The sequence below is a fragment of the Rhodococcoides navarretei genome (genome assembly GCF_038069675.1).
GTDB classification, from domain to species: domain Bacteria; phylum Actinomycetota; class Actinomycetes; order Mycobacteriales; family Mycobacteriaceae; genus Rhodococcoides; species Rhodococcoides navarretei.
In genome coordinates this window covers 702,467-722,356 of record NZ_JBBPCN010000001.1, presented here as the reverse complement: position 1 = coordinate 722,356, position 19,890 = coordinate 702,467, and the positions used below count along the sequence as shown (strand labels likewise).

At 66.0% G+C, this 19,890-nt stretch carries 22 protein-coding genes; 10 read left to right on the top strand and 12 right to left on the bottom strand.

Features of this window, described 5'->3' with window-relative positions:
- The first annotated feature begins 20 nt into the window (after positions 1-20).
- From AABD04_RS03530 to AABD04_RS03510, 5 genes are read left to right on the top strand one after another with little or no spacing between them, the layout of a single operon-like run.
- Complete coding sequence (locus AABD04_RS03530) at positions 21-854, top strand: metal ABC transporter ATP-binding protein (RefSeq protein WP_243594636.1); 834 nt, start codon at positions 21-23, stop codon at positions 852-854.
- Entirely contained in the window at positions 851-1,729 is an 879-nt protein-coding gene (locus AABD04_RS03525; protein ID WP_037195063.1) for a metal ABC transporter permease, read from the top strand. The genes AABD04_RS03530 and AABD04_RS03525 overlap by 4 nt, the downstream gene beginning before the upstream one ends.
- Positions 1,730-1,739: 10 nt before the next feature.
- Entirely contained in the window at positions 1,740-2,498 is a 759-nt protein-coding gene (locus AABD04_RS03520; protein WP_341440244.1) for a LamB/YcsF family protein, read from the top strand.
- The gene (pxpB, locus tag AABD04_RS03515) at positions 2,498-3,100 is read left to right on the top strand and encodes a 5-oxoprolinase subunit PxpB (protein ID WP_341440243.1); all 603 of its coding nucleotides are present in this window, start codon (positions 2,498-2,500) and stop codon (positions 3,098-3,100) included. The genes AABD04_RS03520 and pxpB overlap by 1 nt, the downstream gene beginning before the upstream one ends.
- Entirely contained in the window at positions 3,097-3,951 is an 855-nt protein-coding gene (locus AABD04_RS03510) for a 5-oxoprolinase subunit C family protein (RefSeq protein WP_341440242.1), read from the top strand. The genes pxpB and AABD04_RS03510 overlap by 4 nt, the downstream gene beginning before the upstream one ends.
- 95 nt (positions 3,952-4,046) lie before the next feature.
- On the opposite strand, the gene rlmB is transcribed toward AABD04_RS03510, so the two are convergent.
- From rlmB to AABD04_RS03485, 5 genes are read right to left on the bottom strand one after another with little or no spacing between them, the layout of a single operon-like run.
- The gene (gene rlmB / locus AABD04_RS03505) at positions 4,047-5,030 is read right to left on the bottom strand and encodes a 23S rRNA (guanosine(2251)-2'-O)-methyltransferase RlmB (RefSeq protein WP_243594641.1); all 984 of its coding nucleotides are present in this window, start codon (positions 5,028-5,030) and stop codon (positions 4,047-4,049) included.
- Positions 5,030-6,445 (bottom strand): cysteine--tRNA ligase, encoded by a 1,416-nt coding sequence (gene cysS / locus AABD04_RS03500; protein WP_243594642.1) that lies wholly within the window; start codon positions 6,443-6,445, stop codon positions 5,030-5,032. The genes rlmB and cysS overlap by 1 nt, the downstream gene beginning before the upstream one ends.
- Positions 6,446-6,468: 23 nt before the next feature.
- Positions 6,469-6,933, bottom strand: coding sequence for a 2-C-methyl-D-erythritol 2,4-cyclodiphosphate synthase (gene ispF, locus AABD04_RS03495; protein ID WP_243594643.1), 465 nt, complete (start codon positions 6,931-6,933; stop codon positions 6,469-6,471).
- Between the two features lie 10 nt (positions 6,934-6,943).
- Positions 6,944-7,609 carry a 2-C-methyl-D-erythritol 4-phosphate cytidylyltransferase gene (gene ispD, locus AABD04_RS03490; protein ID WP_243594644.1) on the bottom strand — a complete coding sequence of 222 codons (666 nt, stop codon included), beginning with the start codon at positions 7,607-7,609 and terminating at the stop codon, positions 6,944-6,946.
- A 1-nt stretch (position 7,610) separates the two neighbouring features.
- Positions 7,611-8,099 (bottom strand): CarD family transcriptional regulator, encoded by a 489-nt coding sequence (locus tag AABD04_RS03485; protein ID WP_027494344.1) that lies wholly within the window; start codon positions 8,097-8,099, stop codon positions 7,611-7,613.
- Between the two features lie 288 nt (positions 8,100-8,387).
- Here AABD04_RS03485 and AABD04_RS03480 point away from each other — a divergent pair, with 288 nt between their 5' ends.
- From AABD04_RS03480 to disA, 3 genes are all read left to right on the top strand, one after another.
- Positions 8,388-8,996: a copper chaperone PCu(A)C gene (locus tag AABD04_RS03480; RefSeq protein ID WP_243594645.1), complete on the top strand. Its 609-nt coding sequence runs from the start codon at positions 8,388-8,390 to the stop codon at positions 8,994-8,996.
- Between the two features lie 43 nt (positions 8,997-9,039).
- Positions 9,040-10,437: a DNA repair protein RadA gene (gene radA / locus AABD04_RS03475; protein ID WP_341440241.1), complete on the top strand. Its 1,398-nt coding sequence runs from the start codon at positions 9,040-9,042 to the stop codon at positions 10,435-10,437.
- Positions 10,438-10,554: 117 nt separating this feature from the next.
- On the top strand, positions 10,555-11,640 hold the full coding sequence (disA, locus tag AABD04_RS03470; RefSeq protein ID WP_243594647.1) for a DNA integrity scanning diadenylate cyclase DisA: 1,086 nt from the start codon (positions 10,555-10,557) through the stop codon (positions 11,638-11,640).
- On the opposite strand, the gene AABD04_RS03465 is transcribed toward disA, so the two are convergent.
- The 3 genes from AABD04_RS03465 to AABD04_RS03455 form a co-directional block, all read right to left on the bottom strand.
- A complete protein-coding gene (locus tag AABD04_RS03465; RefSeq protein WP_341440240.1) occupies positions 11,637-12,512 on the bottom strand; it encodes an SCO6745 family protein in 876 nt (291 codons plus the stop codon). The two genes, disA and AABD04_RS03465, sit on opposite strands and share 4 nt — an antisense overlap.
- 15 nt (positions 12,513-12,527) lie before the next feature.
- On the bottom strand, positions 12,528-13,265 hold the full coding sequence (locus tag AABD04_RS03460) for a hypothetical protein (protein WP_243594649.1): 738 nt from the start codon (positions 13,263-13,265) through the stop codon (positions 12,528-12,530).
- Between the two features lie 90 nt (positions 13,266-13,355).
- Complete coding sequence (locus AABD04_RS03455; protein ID WP_243594650.1) at positions 13,356-13,982, bottom strand: carbonic anhydrase; 627 nt, start codon at positions 13,980-13,982, stop codon at positions 13,356-13,358.
- Positions 13,983-14,072: 90 nt separating this feature from the next.
- On the opposite strand from AABD04_RS03455, the gene AABD04_RS03450 reads away from it, so the two are divergent.
- Entirely contained in the window at positions 14,073-14,957 is an 885-nt protein-coding gene (locus AABD04_RS03450; protein ID WP_243594651.1) for an HhH-GPD family protein, read from the top strand.
- Here the strand turns inward: AABD04_RS03450 and AABD04_RS03445 are convergent.
- Together AABD04_RS03445 and AABD04_RS03440 are read right to left on the bottom strand one after the other, a co-directional pair.
- The gene (locus tag AABD04_RS03445) at positions 14,954-15,763 is read right to left on the bottom strand and encodes an alpha/beta fold hydrolase (protein WP_341440239.1); all 810 of its coding nucleotides are present in this window, start codon (positions 15,761-15,763) and stop codon (positions 14,954-14,956) included. The genes AABD04_RS03450 and AABD04_RS03445 overlap by 4 nt on opposite strands.
- 4 nt (positions 15,764-15,767) lie before the next feature.
- Positions 15,768-16,505, bottom strand: a complete 738-nt coding sequence (locus AABD04_RS03440; RefSeq protein WP_243594703.1) for an alpha/beta fold hydrolase — start codon at positions 16,503-16,505, stop codon at positions 15,768-15,770.
- A 36-nt stretch (positions 16,506-16,541) separates the two neighbouring features.
- On the opposite strand from AABD04_RS03440, the gene AABD04_RS03435 reads away from it, so the two are divergent.
- Positions 16,542-16,853 carry an antibiotic biosynthesis monooxygenase family protein gene (locus AABD04_RS03435; protein WP_243594653.1) on the top strand — a complete coding sequence of 104 codons (312 nt, stop codon included), beginning with the start codon at positions 16,542-16,544 and terminating at the stop codon, positions 16,851-16,853.
- A gap of 16 nt (positions 16,854-16,869) precedes the next feature.
- Here the strand turns inward: AABD04_RS03435 and AABD04_RS03430 are convergent, their stop codons facing one another.
- A complete protein-coding gene (locus AABD04_RS03430; RefSeq protein ID WP_243594654.1) occupies positions 16,870-19,182 on the bottom strand; it encodes a putative bifunctional diguanylate cyclase/phosphodiesterase in 2,313 nt (770 codons plus the stop codon).
- A 180-nt stretch (positions 19,183-19,362) separates the two neighbouring features.
- Entirely contained in the window at positions 19,363-19,794 is a 432-nt protein-coding gene (locus AABD04_RS03425) for an OsmC family protein (RefSeq protein WP_243594655.1), read from the bottom strand.
- Between the last annotated feature and the right edge of the window lie 96 nt (positions 19,795-19,890).

The window sequence follows — 19,890 nt, the reverse complement described above, 5'->3', positions numbered from 1 at the left end:
GTGATGGAAAGCTGTAGTACATGCCTGCTGTAGAACTGCGCGATGCCGGACTGGCGTTCGGTGAGCGCACGCTGTGGCAGAACTTGGACCTGACAGTCGAGAAGGGCGAATTCGTCGCCGTTCTCGGCCCCAACGGGTCGGGCAAGACGTCTCTGCTCAAGGTGTTGCTCGGCCAGAATCACCTCACGTCCGGCACGGCCGCGATCGACGGCAATCCCGTCCGTCGCGGCCAGTCGGGCGTCGGCTACGTGCCCCAGCAACGCAACATCGACGACGATCTGCCCCTGCGCGGACGCGATCTCGTCGGACTGGGCTGGGACGGCCATCGATGGGGCATGGGCCTACGTGGCATCCGGCAGCGCAAGGAAACGGTGCAGCGCGCGATCGATCAAGTCGACGCCAATTCCTTCGCAGGCGCGCCCGTGGGCTCGATGTCCGGCGGTGAGCAGCAGCGGCTGCGCATCGCCCAGGCACTCGTCGGCGATCCGTCGGTTCTTCTGTGCGACGAGCCCCTGCTCAGCCTCGATCTTGCCAACCAGTCCCTGGTCTCGAGCCTCATCGATCGCCGACGGCGGGAGCACGGGACGGCAGTGCTGTTCGTGACGCACGAGATCAACCCGATCCTCCCTCTCGTCGATCGCATCGTCTACATCGTCGACGGCCGGTTCCGCATCGGCACTCCCGCTGACGTCATGACCACCGAGGTCCTCTCCGAGCTCTACGGCACCGAGGTCGAGGTACTGAAGGTGCGCGGACGGCTCATCGTCGTCGGAACCGGCGACTCCATCGACGCGCTCGGCTCGGCCGGTGCACACCACCCACCCGTACCGCACGACAGAGAAGACAAGGCATGAACGAGAAGGTTCTCGACGCATTCTCGAAGATGCTCGACTTCGACACCACCGCCAACCTGCTGACCTACGACTTCGTCCAGCAGGCCCTGCTCGCCGCCGCGATCCTCGGACTGCTCGCCGGCGCACTCGGCCCGCTGATCGTCAGCCGCCAGTGGGCGTTCGCCGTGCACGGATCGAGTGAACTCTCACTTACCGGCGCGTCCGCAGCACTGCTCGTCGGCATCACCGTAGGCCTCGGTGCCATCGTCGGATCCGTCGTTGCGGCGGTGATGTTCGCGCTGCTCGGCAGCAAGGCCCGCGACCGTGACTCCGTCATCGGCGTCATCATGTCCTTCGGCCTCGGCCTGTCGGTGCTGTTCATCTGGCTCTACCCCGGCCGGACCGGCACCAGCTTCTCGCTGCTCATCGGTCAGATCGTCGGCGTCGGGCAGAGCGGAATCCAGCTGCTCCTGGTGTGCGCCGTGTTGGTACTGATCGTTCTGACCGTGGTCTACCGGCCGCTGTTGTTCGCCAGCACCGACCCCGAGGTGGCCCTGGCCCGCGGCGTCCCCGTCCGCGCGCTCTCGGTCGTGTTCGCCGTGCTCGTCGGTGTTGCCTGTGCACTCGGCGTGCAGATCGTCGGCGCGCTGCTGGTGCTCTCGCTGCTCATCACCCCGGCCGCGGCCGCCGCGCGGGTCACGGCCAGCCCGCTGAAGGCGACGCTGCTGTCCATCCTGTTCGCCGAAATCGCCGCCGTCGGAGGCATCCTGCTCTCCCTCGCCCCCGGTCTGCCGGTCTCGACGTTCGTCACCACCATCTCCTTCGTCATCTATCTCGTCTGCCGCGGCATCGGGGCAACCCGCAAGGCCAATTCCGGACGGCTCGTCGCCGCCTAGACTGTCCAAGGTGACGGCCATCGATCTCAACGCCGATCTCGGCGAAAGCTACGGTGCATGGACTCTGGGCGACGACGACGCCATGCTCGCGGTCGTCTCGAGCGCCAACGTTGCGTGCGGCTTTCATGCCGGTGATCCCGCAACTCTGTTGCGCACGTGTCACTCCGCCGTAACCGGATCCGTCCGGATCGGAGCTCAGGTCGGATACCACGATCTGGCCGGCTTCGGCCGCCGCTTCGTCGACATCGAGCCCGCGGAGCTCACCGCCGACGTGATCTATCAGATGGGCGCTCTCCACGCCCTCGCCCAGGTCGCCGGCTCGGCCATCACCTACGTCAAACCGCATGGGGCGCTGTACAACGCGATCGTGCATCATCGTGAGCAGGCTCGGGCCGTGGTTCGTGCGGTCACCGCGTACGACGCGACCCTGCCGGTACTCGGGCTCCCTGGCTCGATCTTCCTCGAGGAGGCCGAGCGAGCCGGACTACGCACCGTCACAGAGGCTTTCGCCGACCGCGCATACACGCCGCAGGGAACGCTGGTCCCTCGCTCGGAGCCGGGTGCGGTGCTGTCGGACCCCGAAGCCGTGGCCCAGCGAGTGTTGACCATGATCACCGACGGCACCGTTCGAGCAGTGGACGGCACGACGGTCGATGTCTCCGCCGAATCGATCTGCCTGCACGGAGACTCCCCTGGGGCCGTTGCGATGGCCACGGCCGTTTCGGAATTGCTGCGCGCCAACGACATCGACATCACCGCCTTCGTCTGATGCGCATCCTCTCGGCCGGTGAGAGTGCAGTGCTCGTCGAATTCGACGGACTGGACGCCACGTTGGCGTACTACCGCGCGATGCTCGTCGATCCACCGGTCGGTGTCGTCGATCTCGTTCCGGCCGCTCGTACCGTGCTGGTGCTGTTCGACGGGCTCCGGCAGCCGATTCTCGACTGGATCTCGGCAGTGACACCCTCCGTCTCGACCGATGAAGACCACGGGGAGACCGTCGTGATAGCGGTGGTCTACGACGGTGAAGACCTCGACGACGTGGCCCGCCTGACAGGACTGTCCACCACGGAAGTCGTTGCAGCTCATCTCGATCAGACCTGGACTGTTGCGTTCGGCGGCTTCGCTCCCGGCTTCGGTTATCTCGTCGGCACCGACACCCGACTGCACGTCCCGCGGCGCACGTCGCCGCGCACCACTGTCCCGATCGGTTCGGTGGGGTTGGCGGGTGAGTTCTCGGGCATCTATCCGCGCTCTTCCCCCGGCGGCTGGCAGCTCATCGGACGCACCGACACGCCACTGTGGAACCTGGACCGCGACCCACCCGCACTGCTGCGGCCCGGCACCACCGTCCGATTCGAGCGGGCATGAAAGCACTCACCATCCTGCAGCCGGGGCCGCTGTGCACCGTCCAGGATCGCGGTCGTCCGGGGTATGCGTCGATAGGCGTCGGACACTCGGGTGCCGCGGACCGGCTCTCACACGATGCGGCAAACCGTCTGGTGGGCAACGACTCCGGTGCCGCCACCCTGGAAGTGACGTTCGGTGGCCTGACGCTACGCGCCGAGTTCGACGCCGTCGTCGCCGTCACCGGTGCGCAGGTGATCTGCCGTGTGGACGGTACGGAGCAGGGCCTGAATTCGACACTGGTGATCCGAGCAGGGCAGGAACTGGAACTGTCCACGCCGACATGGGGTCTGCGCAGCTACCTCGCCGTCCGAGGCGGGATCGATATGCCCGTCATCCTGGGTAGTCGCTCGACAGACACGATGTCGGGCATCGGCCCCGCTGTTCTCTCCGCCGACACCGTGTTGAGTGTCGGCAACGACAAGGCCGGTTGGCCGGCAGCAGAGTTCATTCCGGCCCCCGCCTCGACGCAGACGCTACGGATCAGCTTCGGCCCGCGCGCGGATTGGTTCACCGAGCACGCTCGATCGACACTGGTGCACCAGCCGTGGACGGTCACGCAGGATTCGGATCGCGTCGGAATCAGGCTGGACGGTTCCGAGCCGCTCACTCGCTCTGTCGACAGCGAACTGGCAAGCGAGGGAATGGTTCTCGGGGCGTTGCAGGTTCCGCCGTCCGGGCAGCCGGTACTCTTTCTCGCCGACCACCCCGTCACGGGCGGCTATCCGGTGATCGCGGTCGTCACTGCCGCAGACGTGTCCGCAGCCGCGCAGTTGACGCCGGGAACGCAGATACGCTTCCGCGCTATCGGTTAATTCCCACCCCACACAACCTCACACCCTTCTTCTCGACCTCGCCCACCCATTCAAGCCGTAGCAGGGGTGTGAAGTTCGCAGAAAGGGTGTGAGCTTCAGCCTCGGCGCTGCCGCGCGATGTCGGCCAGCACAACGCCTGCCGCGACGGATGCGTTGAGGGATTCCACCGGCCCGGCCATCGGGATCGACAGGATGTGATCGCACGTCTCGCTGACCAGACGCGACAGCCCCTTGCCCTCGGAGCCGACCACGATCACGACCGGACCCTGACCGTCGAAGGTGTCGAGATCGGTGTCGCCGCCCGCGTCGAGGCCAACCACCGTGACACCCTTGGACTGCCAATCCTTCAGTGTGCGAGTCAGATTCACTGCGCGCGCGATGGGCAGGCGGGCGGCAGCACCGGCACTGGTGCGCCATGCCACCGCGGACACACTCGCACTACGACGCTGCGGGATCACGACGCCATGGCCACCGAAGGCAGCCACCGAACGTACGACGGCACCGAGGTTGCGTGGGTCGGTGATGTTGTCGAGCGCCACGAGCAGAGCCGGCTCCTGATGCGTGCGCGCGTTCGAGATCAGATCGTCGGGATGCGCGTAACGGTACGGCGGCACCTGCAGGGCAAGGCCCTGGTGCAGTCCGTTGGCGCTGAGCTTGTCCAGATCCGAGCGAGGCACTTCGAGGATGGAGATCCGCGCATCGCCTGCACGCTGCACGGCTTCCTTGAGTCGATCGTCGCTGTCGGTACCGACCGCGACCCACAGCGCGGTGGCCGGAACGCCTGCACGCAGGCACTCGACGACCGGGTTGCGACCGAGCACCACCTCGGGACCGTCTTCGGCCTTGCGCCCGGCCGGTCGTCCACCCGCGCGGCCACCCGTGGGGCCGCCGCGATTCTGTGCGGACTTCTCGGCGAGCTTGGCCCGACGCGCGGCGGGATGCTTGGTGCGCTCGGAGGCGGGAGGCGTCGCGCCACGGCCCTCGAGGCCCTTCCGACGCTTGCCACCGGATCCGGCGACCTGCCCCTTCTTGGTGCCGTCCTTGCGGATCGCGCCGCGCCTACTCGAATTCCCTGCCATCACAAACCTGCTTCGTCGGTCTTACTCGTACCCAGCGACCATTCGGGCCCGTTGGGTGTATCTGTCACGTCGACTCCGGCCTCGGCCAGTCTCGTCCGTATCTCGTCTGCGGCGGCCCAGTCCTTGGTCGCCTTCGCCGTTGCTCGACGCTCCAACTCGGCCCCGACCAGAACGCCGAGGGCACCGAGAGCTGCTGCGTCCGAACCACTGTCGCTCGACCAGTGCGGATCGAGGGGGTCGACACCGAGGATGTCGAGCATCGCCCGCACACTGCCCGCATGCTCCACCGCTGCCGGTAGGTCACCGGACTCGAGGGCGGTGTTGCCGAGGGTGACGGTGGCGTGGATCTCGGCCAGCGCTTTGGGAACTCCGAGGTCATCGTCGAGAGCCTCGGCGAATCCGGCGGTCCACTTGCCGATCGGTACGTCACCGGCGCGTTCGACGGCCCGGCGCACGAATCCTTCGATTCCCCGATACGTCACGGCCGCGGTCTCGAGCGCAGTATCGGAGTACTCGAGCATCGACCGATAGTGCGCGCCACCGAGGTAGAACCGAAGTTCCTGCGGCCGAACCTTTTTGAGCACATTGGGTACCGACAGGACATTGCCGAGAGACTTCGACATCTTCTCGCCGCCCATCGTCACCCACCCGTTGTGCAGCCAGTACCGCGAGAAGCCGTCTCCGGCCGCCATGGACTGCGCGCGCTCGTTCTCGTGATGCGGGAACACCAGATCCAAACCGCCGCAGTGGATGTCGAAATCCGAACCGAGGTAGTTCTCCGCCATCGCCGAGCACTCGAGGTGCCAACCCGGACGGCCGGGGCCCCACGGCGTCGGCCACGACGGCTCGTCGGGCTTCGCGCCCTTCCACAGCGTGAAGTCGCGCGGGTCACGCTTGCCCTCGGCGACACTCTCGCCCTGGTGCACGTCGTCGAGCTTGTGCCCGGACAGTGCGCCGTAACTCGGGAAGCTCTGCACGTCGAAGTAGACGTCCCCGCCCGCATCGGCGTAGGCGTGGCCTCGTTCGATCAGACGCTCGATCATCTGGACCATCTGGGTGATGTGCCCTGTCGCCCGCGGCTCCGCGGACGGCGGGAGCACCCCGAGGCGGTCGTACGCCCAGGTGAAGGAGCGCTCGTAGGTCGCAGCCCACTCCCACCACGGACGGCCGGCGTCACGCGCCTTGTTGAGGATCTTGTCGTCGATGTCCGTGACGTTGCGAACGAAGGCGACGTCGTAATCGTGCGCCAGCAACCAACGGCGCAGTACGTCGAAGGCGACGCCGCTGCGCACGTGGCCGATATGAGGTTCGCCCTGCACCGTCGCCCCACACAGGTACACCGATGCATGGCCAGGGACCAAGGGGGTGAATTCCCGCAGGGCCCTCGTCTCGGTGTCGTGTAGGTGAAGGGTCACGACCAGCAATGCTACCGGTGGTTTTACCTCGTCATGACAAGTGCGGTCGCGATGGCCGCGATTCCTTCACCCCGACCGGTCAGCCCGAGCCCGTCGGTGGTGGTCGCAGACACCGATACCGGCGCACCGAGCACCCGCGACAGAACTTCCTGGGCCTCGACGCGGCGTGGACCGATCTTGGGCCTGTTGCCGATGATCTGCACCGCGGCGTTCCCGATCGCGAAACCGTCCGCGTCGAGCAGACGCTTGACCTCGGTCAACATGGCAGCTCCGCTGACCCCGTCCCATTCCGGACGACCGGTCCCGAACACCGATCCGAGATCGCCCAGTCCGGCCGCGGACAGCAGCGCGTCGCACAGGGCGTGCGAGGCGACGTCACCGTCGGAATGCCCGTCGAGTCCGTCCGCGTCCGCAAACAGCAAACCGGCCAGCCAACAAGGCCGACCAGGGGCGATGGGATGGACGTCGGTGCCGATGCCGACTCTCATAGCGCGCCTCTCACAGCAGGGCCTGTGCCAGTAGTAGATCGTGTGGCGTGGTGATCTTGAATGCGAGGGCGTCGCCGACGATGGTGTGCACCGTCTCGCCGATGCGCTCGACCAGACCCGCGTCGTCGGTCGAGCTGTCCGTGGCCGCATCGTATGCACGGCGCAGCACGTGGGCGTCGAAGCCCTGCGGGGTCTGCACCGAGCGCAGACTCGCACGGTCCGGGGTACCGACCACTGCGCCCATGATGTCGACTTCCTTGATGGTGTCGACGACCGGGAGCACCGGGATGACGGCGGAGCGTCCGGCACGCACTTCGGCGACGACGCGGGCGATCAGCGTCGGCGGGGTGAGGGCGCGGGCGGCGTCGTGGACGAGCACTACGGCGGCGTCACCAACGGCGGCGAGACCGGCGCGCACCGAATCGGTGCGCTCGAGCCCACCGGCCACCACGGTGACGTCGTCGCTCACATGACCACGGGCCGCGTCGAGCAGCTCGGCGGGCACGATGACGACGATGCGATCGACGGCACCCGAGGCCCGGAGGCCGTCGACGGACCGCGTCAGGAGAGAGTCCGTACCCAGACAGACGAATGCCTTCGGCTCGTCGTATCCGAGCCGAAGGCCTTTGCCTGCAGCGGGTACCAGGGCGACCACGTCGCCGGCAGTACCGTTCACTCTAGGAAGCTGTTGCGAGAACTTCGTCGAGCATGGTGTCTGCCTTGGCCTGATCGGTTCCTTCGGCGAGTGCGAGCTCGCCTACCAGAATCTGCCGCGCCTTGGCGAGCATGCGCTTCTCGCCTGCCGACAGTCCACGGTCCTGCTCACGTCGCCAGAGATCGCGGACGACCTCGGCAACCTTGTTCACATCACCGGACGCGAGCTTCTCCAGGTTGGCCTTGTAGCGGCGCGACCAGTTGGTGGGCTCTTCGGTGTGCGGCGCACGGAGCACCTGAAAGACTTTGTCGAGGCCTTCTTGCCCGACGACGTCGCGAACGCCTACGTACTCTGCATTGTCCGCGGGAACTCGAACGGTGAGGTCGCCTTGCGCGACCTTGAGAACCAGATACTCTCTCGGTTCACCCTTGATGGTGCGTGTCTCTATCGCTTCGATCAGCGCCGCTCCGTGATGGGGGTAAACGACGGTGTCTCCGACCTTGAAAATCATGTGACAAGTGCCCCTTTCGATTTATCAAGAATACCACGGCTCATATCAACGGTGCAGGTCAGGGGCATAGCGGCACCGAATCAGGGGTTGACACAGACGGATCGGCGTGTATCCGGGACCACATTTTCACCCGGGTCGTTCCTCATGCTTACGTCCTGACAGGCACCCTCACCTGGCGTCATCGGGCCGCCGGCGGACCCCACGAGCGGTCGATGGACGAGAACTACTACTCTGCCTAGTGGACGAGATGGACCGAGCCGGCCCGGCACCACATGGAGGACGACCGAAGTGACTGCAATCGACGCTGCGACACCGCTTGGCCGCCATCGCAGGACGGCCGCCGCCCTCGCTCTTCTCGCCGGTGGCGCATTCGCCCTCACCGCGTGCGGCGCAGGTCAGATCTCCCAGACGGCCACTCAGGTCGCCGCGGTCAACGGCAACTCCGTCGACGTCGGAGACATCCAGCTTCGCAACGTGCACGTGGTGTATCCCACCTCCGAGGAATACAGCATCGAACCCGGCGGCACCGTCGAGCTGGGCTTCACCGCCATCAATTCCAGCCCGGCCGTCGCCGACGAGCTGACCGGCATTTCCTCCCCGGAGGCCCAGGTCACCATCGTGGAGGAGGCAGAAGCAGGCAGCACCGAGATCGCTCCGCTGACCGCGCTCGGCGCAGGATCGCCCGCCGACGTTCAGCTCGACGATCCGCTGCTGCCGATCCAGCTGATCAAGGTCGAGATGGCCGACATCTCCGAGAACGTCCGCCCCGGCCTCACCCTGCCGGTCACGTTCGAGTTCGCCAACGCGGGCGAGGTCGTCGTGAACGTTCCGGTCGATGCCGGTTACGAGCTCGAGCGCTCCGAAGACGCAGTATCCGAGCACAGCGAAGGCGAGTAGCCGCCGGCCCCACCCTGTCGGTGCCGATCGTTAGGCTCCGATAGTGGTCAAACTGAAGTCGAGCTATCGCTGCTCAGCGTGTCATCATTCCGTCTCCAAATGGGTGGGCCGCTGTCCCGAATGCGGTAACTGGGGCTCGATGGACGAGGTTCAGGCCACCGCAGCACCCCTGACCACTCGCGCAGGCGCATCGGCACTGCGTTCGGGCGGCGGGGCCATGATTCCCACGACGCCCGCCGCGGCTCTCACGACCATCAGCAGCGCCACCTCGCAGGCCAAGACCACCGGCATCGACGAGTTCGATCGTGTTCTCGGTGGCGGTCTCGTCCCCGGCTCGGTCGTCCTGCTCGCCGGCGAACCCGGCGTCGGCAAGTCGACGCTGCTGCTCGAGGTGGTGCATCGGTGGGCCCGCTCGGCACCGGATCGTCGCGCGCTCTACGTCACGGGCGAGGAGTCGGCGGGGCAGGTGCGGTTGCGTGCCGACCGCACCGGCGCGGTGCACGAGCGCGTCTTTCTCGCCGCCGAGTCCGACCTCGCCACGGTGTTCGGCCATGTGGAACAGGTCAAGCCGAGCCTGCTGATCGTCGATTCGGTGCAGACCATGCTCGCTGCGGACGTCGACGGCGTCATCGGCGGGGTCACCCAGGTTCGCGCGATCACGAGCGCGCTGACCACACTGGCCAAGACCACCGGGGTGGCGGTACTGCTGGTCGGGCACGTCACCAAGGACGGTGCGGTGGCAGGTCCACGGTCGCTCGAGCATCTCGTCGACGTGGTGCTCAACTTCGAGGGTGACAAGCACTCCACCCTGCGGATGATCCGAGGCGTCAAGAATCGGTTCGGTGCATCCGACGAGGTCGGCTGTTTCGAGTTGCGAGAATCCGGGATCGTCGGTATCAGCGATCCATCCGGATTGTTTCTGCACCACCGAAACGATGCCGTCCCCGGGACGGCGGTCACCGTCACCATGGACGGCAAGCGGCCGCTGCTGGCCGAGTTGCAGGCACTGATCGTCGACACCGCGATGCCGTCACCCCGGCGCGCGGTCAGCGGGCTCGATCACGCCCGGGTGGCGATGATCCTGGCCGTCCTCGAACGACGGTGCGGGGTGAAGGTGTCCAAGGCGGAGGTCTACGCGGCGACGGTCGGTGGGATGCGCACCAGCGAACCGTCCGCCGACCTCGCTCTTGCTGCGGCCGTCGCATCGGCGGTCCGGGATCAACCGCTGCCCGCAGGCATGGTGATTCTGGGCGAGGTGGGTCTGGCCGGCGAGGTGCGCCGCGTGGGCGGGCTCGGTCGCCGTCTCGCCGAGGCCGCGCGGTTGGGCTTCAACTACGCCATCGTCCCTGAGGACGCCGGCCCCCTACCGGACGGGATCAAGGTCAAGACCGTCACCAACGTCGGGGAAGCGTTGACCTACACGCGTATGCGGCCCGTATGACACCGGGCAGTATTCTTCGTCTGACTGCGCGCACACAGCAGCGCAGTACTCTTTGTTCGCACCGGAAGTATTCGCAGCACGAGCCCATGCCGCTGCCATGACACGAGGGGGTTGGCCATGGAGGGCACCACGCCGTCCCCGGCGTTGCGCGAGACCATCGCCCGGCTCGCACCGGGAACCGCTCTGCGCGACGGTCTGGAGCGCATTCTCCGCGGCCGAACCGGCGGTCTGATCGTCCTCGGCTACGACGCGGAGGTCGAGGCGATCTGCGACGGCGGCTTCGAGCTCGACGTGGAATTCGCGCCGACCAGGCTGCGCGAGTTGTCGAAAATGGATGGCGCAGTAGTGCTTTCGACCGACGGCATGCGCATCGTTCGCGCCAATGTACAGCTCGTGCCCGACCACGAGATTCCCACCGTCGAATCCGGCACCCGGCACCGCGCCGCCGAGCGAACCGCCATGCAGACCGGCTATCCCGTCGTCTCGGTGAGCCAGTCGATGAGCATCGTCAGCGTCTACATCGGCGGGATCAGGCACGTCGTCGAAGGCTCGGCCACCATCCTCTCGCGCGCCAATCAGGCCGTCGCCACGCTCGAACGCTACAAGGCCCGGCTCGACGACAACACGCGACAACTCTCGGTGGTCGAGATCGAGGACTTCGTGACCCTGCGTGACGCCCTGACCGTCGCGCAGCGGCTCGAGATGGTGCGCCGAGTGTCGGTGGAAATCGAACAGAACGTCCTCGAACTCGGTACAGACGGCCGTCAGCTCGCACTTCAGCTCGAGGAGCTGTTGGGCGACAACGACGTCGATCGCCAACTGATCGTCCGTGACTACCTCGCCGGCAACGAACCGTCGAGCACCACCGGGGTCGAGAAGGCACTCGCAGCGCTCGACAAACTGACCGACGTCGATCTGCTGGATCTGACGACGCTGGCCCGAGCCTTCGGCTATCCCGCGACCATCGAAGCCCTCGACACCCCGATGAGCCCCCGCGGGTATCGGGTACTCACCCGAGTCCCGAGGTTGCAGTTCAGCCAGATTCATCGACTCGTCGGCGCATTCGGCACACTGCAGGGTCTGCTCGCGGCCACCGCCGCCGACCTGCAGTCGGTCGACGGCATCGGTGGCCTGTGGGCCCGCCACATCCGCGAAGGCCTGTCCAGACTGGCCGAGGCCTCGATCTCGGGGCCGTACGACTAGGACGCCTTCTTCTTCGTCCCCGGCAGGAAGCCGGCGTCGATGACGGCCTTCACGTACGGCCGGGCACTGGTGATCAACTGCTCGGCGTCCGGAACGTTCTTCCACACGGCCGACGCCATGATGTCGGTGCGATCCTCGATGTGCTGATCGAGCTCGACGCCGCTGTCGGTCAACGTCTCGCCCTCGGCCGACATGGTGAGCAGTCCGCGCGTTGCGAGTCGTTCTGCAGCAGAACCCCATTCGCTCTCGGACCACTGCCTGGTCAGCTGCGTGATGCGCTTGCCGAGCGCCCGACGGCCGGGCTGCGGGGTCGTGCGGTCGGCCTCGTGGAAGACGGCGGCTTCCGTCGGGTCGAGTTCTGCGTCGATCAAAGCGGCGAGGTGTCCGTCGCCGCGCCATTCGCGAAGGACGGTGATCGAGTGCCACAGGGCGAGATGCGGCGTCTCGGGTCGAGCGGCGGAGTGCCATGCGGCCGCGAGCGGTCGGCCCGCGAACGAGGCGGTGTCGCCGATGTCGCCCAGACGGCCCGCCAACGTGGCCAGAGCAGGGTCGGCCGCCAAGGAGCCGAGAGCCGTTCCGAGAACGGAGTCGAGCAAGGTCCATCGGCGATCGGACACCGTCTCCAGGCCGACAGCAACCGCGGCAGGCCACGCACGCTCGATCAGTACCGGATTGAAGTTGTAGAACGCAGCAGCGACGACACTCGGCGCGCACGGTCCCATCGGGGCCGCCCGAGCCCCGACGTACCAGGCGTGACCGTCGAGGCCGGTGTCCTCGTATGCCGCACCCAGTTCGGGGTTGAAGTACGCGGTGACGTGAAAGGGTTCGAGCGTCTTGTAGGCGGAGCGGGCGAGAGCTGTCGAAGTGGTCATGACATTCGACCGTACTCAGCCGGTGATGTTGAACGGCTCCGGCGCGCTCTTGAGTTCACCGAGCTGGGCGATCGCCTGGTAAGCACCGACACCGACCGGGATGCGCTCTTCGCCGCATCCGGGAACCGAATTGGTGCCGGACCACTTGACGGTGAAGCCGGCCTGTTCGCCGGGCTTGAAGGTGCGCAGGTCCGATGCGGCGTTGGGGAAGCAGTCGATGTTGGACCAGATGCGCTGATTGTCGAGGGTGTAGACGAGTGCCTGCTGCAACCCGGCACCGACGTCACGCTGGCATTCGGTGGAGCCGATGTTGGTGATGACCACGGTGAACACGGGCTCTTCGCCCAGACGGTAGGTGGCTTGCTCCGGCGTCACCTTGATCGCGAGTGACTGGTCCGGGCACTGATTGGCAATGACGGGGGCCGGGGCACCGCTGGTGGTCGCAGCTGCGCCACCACCGGCAGCGGAGTCCGTTCCGCCACCCGAGCCGCCGGAACCACCTGAGCCACCGGAACCACCCGAGCCACCGCCCGAACCACCTTCGGTGGCGGACGAGCTCGGCGACGGCAGAGCCGAGGTTGTAGCCGGAGCCGCCACGACCCCGGCGGGAGCGGCCTCGGTGTCGTCGGAACCGCCGCTGAGCGAGGCGATGAACCATACGATCAATCCGAGGACGACAACGGCCGCACCGATGGCGAGCGCGCGGCGTCGCCAGTAGATTTCGGGAGGCAAAGGCCCGGTCGGTTCCAACACGAATCAACCGTATGCGGCCCGAGGCAACCTATCCCTGAGCGCACGCGGCGTGTCGCGCGAACGCCTGGCTCGCGCGGGCTCGGGAACGAGTCAGGCGGGCTGTTCGCCGATGTCGCCGATGACCTCACGCAACTGCGCGTGCCCCTTCGAGAGCTGGTAGGTGAGGCCGACGATCGCGAGTTCCCCGGCCTCGACCTTCTCGGCGACGATGCGGGAGCGCTGCATCAGCAGATTGCCGGTCTCTTGGACGTGCCGTGCCTCGAACTCGTCGACGGCCTCGTGACCGTCACGTCGGGCCGAGAGCACCGACGGCGTGACGCGCTCGACGACGTCGCGGATGTAGCCACCGGGGACGTCTCCACTTTCGAGGGCGTCGACGGTCGCCTGGACTGCGCCGCAGTGGTCGTGGCCGAGCACCACGATCAGCGGCGCCTTCAGAACCGCGACGCCGTACTCGATGGAACCCAGGACTGCGGAGTCCACGACATGACCGGCGGTGCGAACGACGAACATGTCGCCGAGGCCCTGATCGAAGATGATTTCTGCGGCAACACGCGAGTCGGCGCAGCCGAAGAGGATGGCACCGGGATGCTGCGCACTCTCGAGCCGAGCACGATCCTCGATGCCCTGCGACGGGTGCAGGACCTCTCCGGAGACGAACCGTTGGTTGCCTTCCTTGAGTGACTTCCAGGCAGCGATCGGATTCGAAGCAGGCATGGGTTTCATTGTGCACGCGCAGCGGGCGTACGGCGAGTTGAGTTCACTACTGTTGGTACCGATCACAGACACGAGAAGAAGGGCGCACAGTTGCCGATCGATGCCGAGGCTCTGCTCGGGTGGTTCGACACCGACGGACGTGACCTGCCGTGGCGTCGTCCGGGCGTCAGCGCCTGGCAGATTCTGATGAGCGAGATCATGCTGCAGCAGACTCCGGTGGTGCGGGTCGCCCCCATCTGGGAGCAGTGGGTGCGGCGGTGGCCGGTGCCCTCGGCGATGGCCGCGTCCTCGCAGGCCGAGGTGCTTCGTGCGTGGGGCAAATTGGGCTATCCGCGTCGGGCATTGCGATTGCACGAGTGTTCTCGGGTGCTCGCCGAGGAGTACGGCGACGAGGTGCCCCGCGACGTCGAGACGCTGTTGAGCCTGCCGGGCATCGGTGCCTACACAGCAAGAGCGGTGGCGACTTTCGCCTACGGTCAGCGAGTTCCAGTGGTGGACACCAATGTTCGACGCGTCGTCGCGCGTGCTTTGCACGGCAACGCCGAGCCCGGAAATCCCTCGACCACACGAGATTTGGCCGACGTGGAGCAATTGCTGCCGGAGAACGTACCCCGCGCGGCCCGGTATTCGGCGGCGTTGATGGAGCTCGGTGCGCTCATCTGCACCGCCAAGAATCCGGCGTGTCTGCTGTGCCCACTTCCCGAGTGCGCCTGGATCGAAGCCGGGAGGCCCGCGCACACCGGCCCCGCCAAGAAGGTCCAGAAGTTCGCCGGCACGGATCGGCAGGTGCGGGGCAAGCTCATGTCGGTCCTGCGGGAGAGCACCGGCCCGGTCGAGCGGGCCCAACTCGACATCGTCTGGCCCACCGACACGACCCAACGCGACCGAGCTCTCGATTCCTTGCTCACCGACGGATTGATCGAACAAACCGAGTCCGGATTGTTCGCACTCGCGGGCGAGGGTTCGGACGGTTAGGACGCCAGAAACTCCACCAGGGCCGCGTTGACGGCATCGGGGCGTTCGAGGTAACCGAAGTGGCCGGTGTCGGCGATCTCGACGTAGCGCGCACCCGGTATCGCGTCGGCGACGTCGCGGCACTGCTGCACGGGGATCATTCGGTCGTCGGCGAATCCGATGACGAGCGACTTGGCTGCAATCCGCCGATACGCCGCCAATCGGTCTGTCCCGGCGCGCATTTCGAGTCCGATCTGCGCTCGCATGCCCGCAGTCTTCTTACCACCCGAATATTCGAGGATCGCCAGCCAGTCACCGATCGCACCGTCGTCGGCCAGCATCTTCGGCGAGAAGTTCTGCATCGCAGTCATTGCCGCGCGGTACGACGCGGGAAGTTCGATTCCGGCGTCGTGGAGATCCTTCTCGCCCTTCGACATCTGCGCACGAAAGGTGCTGGTCTTGCCGAAGGTGGCCATCATCACTGCATGCGAGACCAGATCCGGCCTGGCCAAGGCCAATTCCTGAGTGACGCGGGCACCCATCGAGGTGCCGACGACGCGTGCTGCACCGCCGCCGAGGTGTTCGATGAGGGCAGCGGTGTCGGCGACCAGGTCGTCCAGCGTCATCCCGCTCGCGCACTCGGACGACGGTGCGATACCGCGATTGTCGAAAGTGACGACCCGGTATCCCTGCTTCACCAGCACCGGAACCTGATGGGTTCGCCAGACTCGCCCAGGGCTACCGGTGCCCATCACCAACACCACCAGTGGTCCGTCGCCGGTGACGTCGTAGTTCAGGTCGATTCCGTTGAGCTTCGCGAGCGGCATCGGATCATCTTAGTGTGCGCAGGAACTCCTCGACCGCCGTGCGATATCGCTCGGGTGCCTCGTCGTGAATCAGATGCGCCGCCTTCTCGATCCGCACGTACACCGATCCGGGCTTGCGCGAGTGCATTTGCGTCATCTGACCCGCCGGGGTGATGGTGTGTTCACCCTCGATCAGCAACACCGGAGCATCGACGGCATCCCACTGGTCCCAGAAGTGCCGCGTCCCCCACTCCTGCGAAATCGACTCGAAGAAGTCGACCTCGCCGTGCAGTCGCCAGCCGTCGTCGTCTCGGTCGAAGGAGTCCAGAAAGTACTGTCCCGCAATATCTCCGAAGAATTCACGCACCGCGTCGGCGTCAGGAAAGGGCTGCGGCCACGCCCGGATCATCGCAGCCCAGTCGTCTGCGGTGCGGCCCCTGAAGTCAGGAGCGATGTCCTCGACCACCAGCGCGGTCACCAGGTCGGGTCGTTGCGCGGCGGCACACCAACCGTGCAACGCTCCCATCGAATGGCCGATCAGCACACTGGGCCCCAGTGTCTCCAGCTGCTCGAGCAGAGCGGCCACGAAGAACTCGGTGGTGAGCTCGGCCGGTGGGGGGCGACGGTGCCCCGGCGCATCGTAGGTGTAAACGTGCCCGAACTGTCTGAGCCACGGAACCTGCCTGCGCCAGGTGGCAGCACTGCCCATCAGCCCGTGCAGCAGCAGCATCGAACGGCCGGATCCACCCTCGTCGTAGAGCATCATCGCCGAGCATAACGGCGGAGTAATCTCGCGGGCATGGCCATTGTGAAGATCAACGCGATCGACGTACCCGAGGGCGCAGGCCCCGAACTCGAAAAGCGCTTCGCCGCGCGCGCCGGCTCGGTCGACGGCTCCCCGGGCTTCCTCGGATTCCAGCTGCTCCGGCCGGTCAAGGGCGAATCCCGCTACTTCGTCGTCACCCAGTGGGAGGACGAGGAGTCGTTCCAGGCGTGGTCCGGTGGGCCGTCTCGCCAGGCACACGCTGGTTCAGGGGAGAGCAAGCCGGTGTCGTCGGGAGCATCGCTGCTCGAATTCGAGGTCGTGTTGGACGTACCCGCCGCTTCGTGAGAGCGGACGCGTCGGTTCAGATGTGTTGACGGGCGAGTTCCCACTCGAACCTCGTCGGCATCTCCGAGTCCAGTTTCGCCACGGCCTCGGCCAAGAACTCTGCGGGCATCGGTCTGCCGAGGTAGTAGCCCTGGACACCGTCGCAGCCCAACTCTCGGAGTGCGTCCAGCGTGCCTGCGTCCTCGACCCCTTCGGCCATCACCCGCACCCCGAGGCTTCGAGCCAGGTCGATGGTCGAGCGCACGATCGATGCGTCGGTCTCGTCGGAGTTCATCTTCGACACGAACGAGCGGTCGATCTTGAGCGTCTGCACCGGCAGAGTCTGCAGATACGCCAGTGAGCTGTAACCGGTTCCGTAATCGTCGATGGCGATGGTGACTCCCAGGCGTCGCAGGGAAGTCAAGGCATTCACCGAGCGCACCGGGTCGGTCATCGCGGTGGTCTCGGTGACCTCGAACTCCAGGGCGTGCGCAGGCACCGCGTACTTCGCCAGCGCGGCGGAAACCTGTTCGGTGAGCGTATCGTCGAGCAGATTTCGGACCGAAAGATTCACCGAGACAGACAGATCGATGCCGTCGCGCCGCATCGTGCTGCATTGCGCCAGCGCCTCGTCGAGCACGAGCGCAGTGATGGCGGGCAACATTCCGGTGCGCTCGGCGTCGGGCAGGAACATCGACGGTCCGATCAAGCCCTCACGCGGGTGCAGCCACCGAAGTAGGGCTTCGACGCGATCGACGCTGCCCGACTCGAGATCCAGGCAGGGCTGGAAGAACACCCGGAGCTGGTGATCCCGAATCGCGGTGTCGAGCTCGCCCAGCAACCGCATCTGATCGTGTCGGTCACGATCCATGTCTGGTTCGTATCTACCGACTCGGGTCTGCCCCGCCTTGGCCGCGGTCAGCGCCACATGAGCCTGCTGCATCATCGCGTTACCGTCGACCGGCATTGCCGAAGGGCAGACCTCTCGGCGCGCACGTGCCGACGACTCGTCGATGGCCGCAATTCCGACCGTCGCGTCGAGGGCCACATTGATGTCGTGGACGAACATCTTGCGACTGACGGCGAACTGCAGCTGTGCGGCGGTCTCGTTCGCGTCGATGAGGCCTGGGCGACGACACATCGCCACCACGAACTGATCGCCGCCGAGGCGTCCCACCAGATCGTCCGATCGAACCGATGCGACGAGTCGATGGCCGATCTCACGCAGCACACTGTCGCCCACGCTGTAGCCGAACGTCTCGTTGATCTGTGCGAAGCGGTCGATGTCGACCACCAGCGTGAATACATCCGAATCACCGCGAGTGGCAAGCATCGAGTCCAATCGCTCGCGAAGTAAACGCCGACTGGCGAGTCCGGTCACCGCATCGGTCCGTGCAACGTCCTCGAGGATCGCGGCCTGCAACCGCAGAGTCCGCACGAAGCGCGCCATCCGGCACCCGACAAGCACGATGACCAGCGCCGAGGACCCTACGATGACCCAACCCCATTGCGCGACCGGAACGCCGCGAGCCAGCTGCACGGTCATCACCACCGGTGTAACGGCTACCGCAACCGAGAGAGTGGAAAACCGCCCCTTGCCGAACCTGAGCGGACCGGGCCGGGCGGCCCGCCTGACCGATTTCTGCTCGTCGTGCAGGGCGATGACGCCGAAGCAGACGTAAGCGGCCAGCCACATCGCGTTCGGAAACGTCGATCGATAGATCTCGATATCGATCGCGGCGGCGTAGGACGCGCAGTCGGCGGCAACGAGTAGTACAACTCCCGCTGCTGCGGCCAGGAAGGGAACGGTGACCGACCGCGTGACGAGGTACAAACTGACGACGAGGGTCAACAGGAACGCGTCGACGGTGAGGTATGCCGTTGCCGGCCACAGGGAGGCGGCCTCGGACAACGACCGTGCCGAGCCGTCGGAAACGACGAACACCCATGTTACGAGACCGAAGCCGACGGCGACGATCAAGCATTCATACAGCTCTTCCAGCCCGAACACCAGGCCGTTCTCGTCGGCGGCCCGGGCGAACCCGACTGCGATGATCGCGTAGCCCAGCAAGTAGAACGCGTCAGCGGCCGACAACGTCGGCATACGAGCACCGTCGACTTTCGTCACGGCTATCAGCGCGTCGCCGACGCCCCAACTGCCGACGCCGACGGCCAGGTACTTCCACGTCCGCTTGTCCGCACCAGGTTCGCGGACGTAGCGATACACGAACGCTGCCACTGTGGCCGAGAGCACGATTGCATAGATCGCATTCTGGGGTAGTCCACGCGGGGCGATCGAGTAAGCCACCACTGCAATCGCACCGAGGCCCAGGAAGCGCGTCCACAACATGGTGAACCGTTCCTTCCTAGGCCGGTCGGTGCGTACCCCGAACGTACGCAACAGCCAATCGAAACCCGATGTGTGACCTGAATTCGTCACCGAATCATCCGAAGATGGGTCAAGTGATGAACTATTTCAAACCTGACGATTGTTCGCCAGTCTCACATCGGGCCCCGCGTCTGTTCAGCCCTACAAAGACGCATCCAAGGTGATGTCGACGCCGGTCAACGCCTTGCTGACAGGGCACGTTTCTTTTGCCGCCTGAGCGGCCTTCGCGAATCCGTCCGCGTCGAGACCGTCGACCTCGCCGCGAACGGTCAGCTTGATGCCCGTCAGCTTGAACCCCGGCTGGTCGGGACCGAGCGAAACGTCGGCCGTGACCTCCAGGCTCTGCGGGGTGCCGCCCGCCTCGGCGATCAGGGCCGACAGCTGCATCGCGTAGCAGCTCGAGTGAGCCGCTGCGATCAGTTCCTCGGGGCTGGTGGTGCCGTCGGCGTTCTCGGCGGCGCGCTTGGGAAACGACACGTCGAAAGTCGCTGCGCCGGAACTGGACAGCTCGACCTGGCCGGAACCCTGCTCGAGGGTGCCGTTCCAAGCTGTGCGTGAGGTACGAGTTGGCATCGAACGTCAATCCTTTCGTTGTCGACCCTGTGCAGGACCGATACTCAGGCTAACGTCGGCGGCACAGCCGGGCCATCGAGTGCGGGAATCTCGACA

Excerpts from the sequence above, each read along its gene's own strand:
- AABD04_RS03530 (WP_243594636.1), top strand. The coding sequence starts at position 21 with ATGCCTGCTGTAGAACTGCGCGATGCCGGACTGGCGTTCGGTGAGCGC.
- AABD04_RS03525 (WP_037195063.1), top strand. The coding sequence starts at position 851 with ATGAACGAGAAGGTTCTCGACGCATTCTCGAAGATGCTCGACTTCGAC.
- pxpB (WP_341440243.1), top strand. The coding sequence starts at position 2,498 with ATGCGCATCCTCTCGGCCGGTGAGAGTGCAGTGCTCGTCGAATTCGAC.
- AABD04_RS03510 (WP_341440242.1), top strand. The coding sequence starts at position 3,097 with ATGAAAGCACTCACCATCCTGCAGCCGGGGCCGCTGTGCACCGTCCAG.
- rlmB (WP_243594641.1), bottom strand. The coding sequence starts at position 5,030 with ATGGCAGGGAATTCGAGTAGGCGCGGCGCGATCCGCAAGGACGGCACC.
- ispF (WP_243594643.1), bottom strand. The coding sequence starts at position 6,933 with ATGAGAGTCGGCATCGGCACCGACGTCCATCCCATCGCCCCTGGTCGG.
- AABD04_RS03485 (WP_027494344.1), bottom strand. The coding sequence starts at position 8,099 with ATGATTTTCAAGGTCGGAGACACCGTCGTTTACCCCCATCACGGAGCG.
- disA (WP_243594647.1), top strand. The coding sequence starts at position 10,555 with ATGGAGGGCACCACGCCGTCCCCGGCGTTGCGCGAGACCATCGCCCGG.
- AABD04_RS03465 (WP_341440240.1), bottom strand. The coding sequence starts at position 12,512 with ATGACCACTTCGACAGCTCTCGCCCGCTCCGCCTACAAGACGCTCGAA.
- AABD04_RS03455 (WP_243594650.1), bottom strand. The coding sequence starts at position 13,982 with ATGCCTGCTTCGAATCCGATCGCTGCCTGGAAGTCACTCAAGGAAGGC.
- AABD04_RS03445 (WP_341440239.1), bottom strand. The coding sequence starts at position 15,763 with ATGCCGCTCGCGAAGCTCAACGGAATCGACCTGAACTACGACGTCACC.
- AABD04_RS03440 (WP_243594703.1), bottom strand. The coding sequence starts at position 16,505 with ATGCTCTACGACGAGGGTGGATCCGGCCGTTCGATGCTGCTGCTGCAC.
- AABD04_RS03435 (WP_243594653.1), top strand. The coding sequence starts at position 16,542 with ATGGCCATTGTGAAGATCAACGCGATCGACGTACCCGAGGGCGCAGGC.
- AABD04_RS03430 (WP_243594654.1), bottom strand. The coding sequence starts at position 19,182 with ATGTTGTGGACGCGCTTCCTGGGCCTCGGTGCGATTGCAGTGGTGGCT.
- AABD04_RS03425 (WP_243594655.1), bottom strand. The coding sequence starts at position 19,794 with ATGCCAACTCGTACCTCACGCACAGCTTGGAACGGCACCCTCGAGCAG.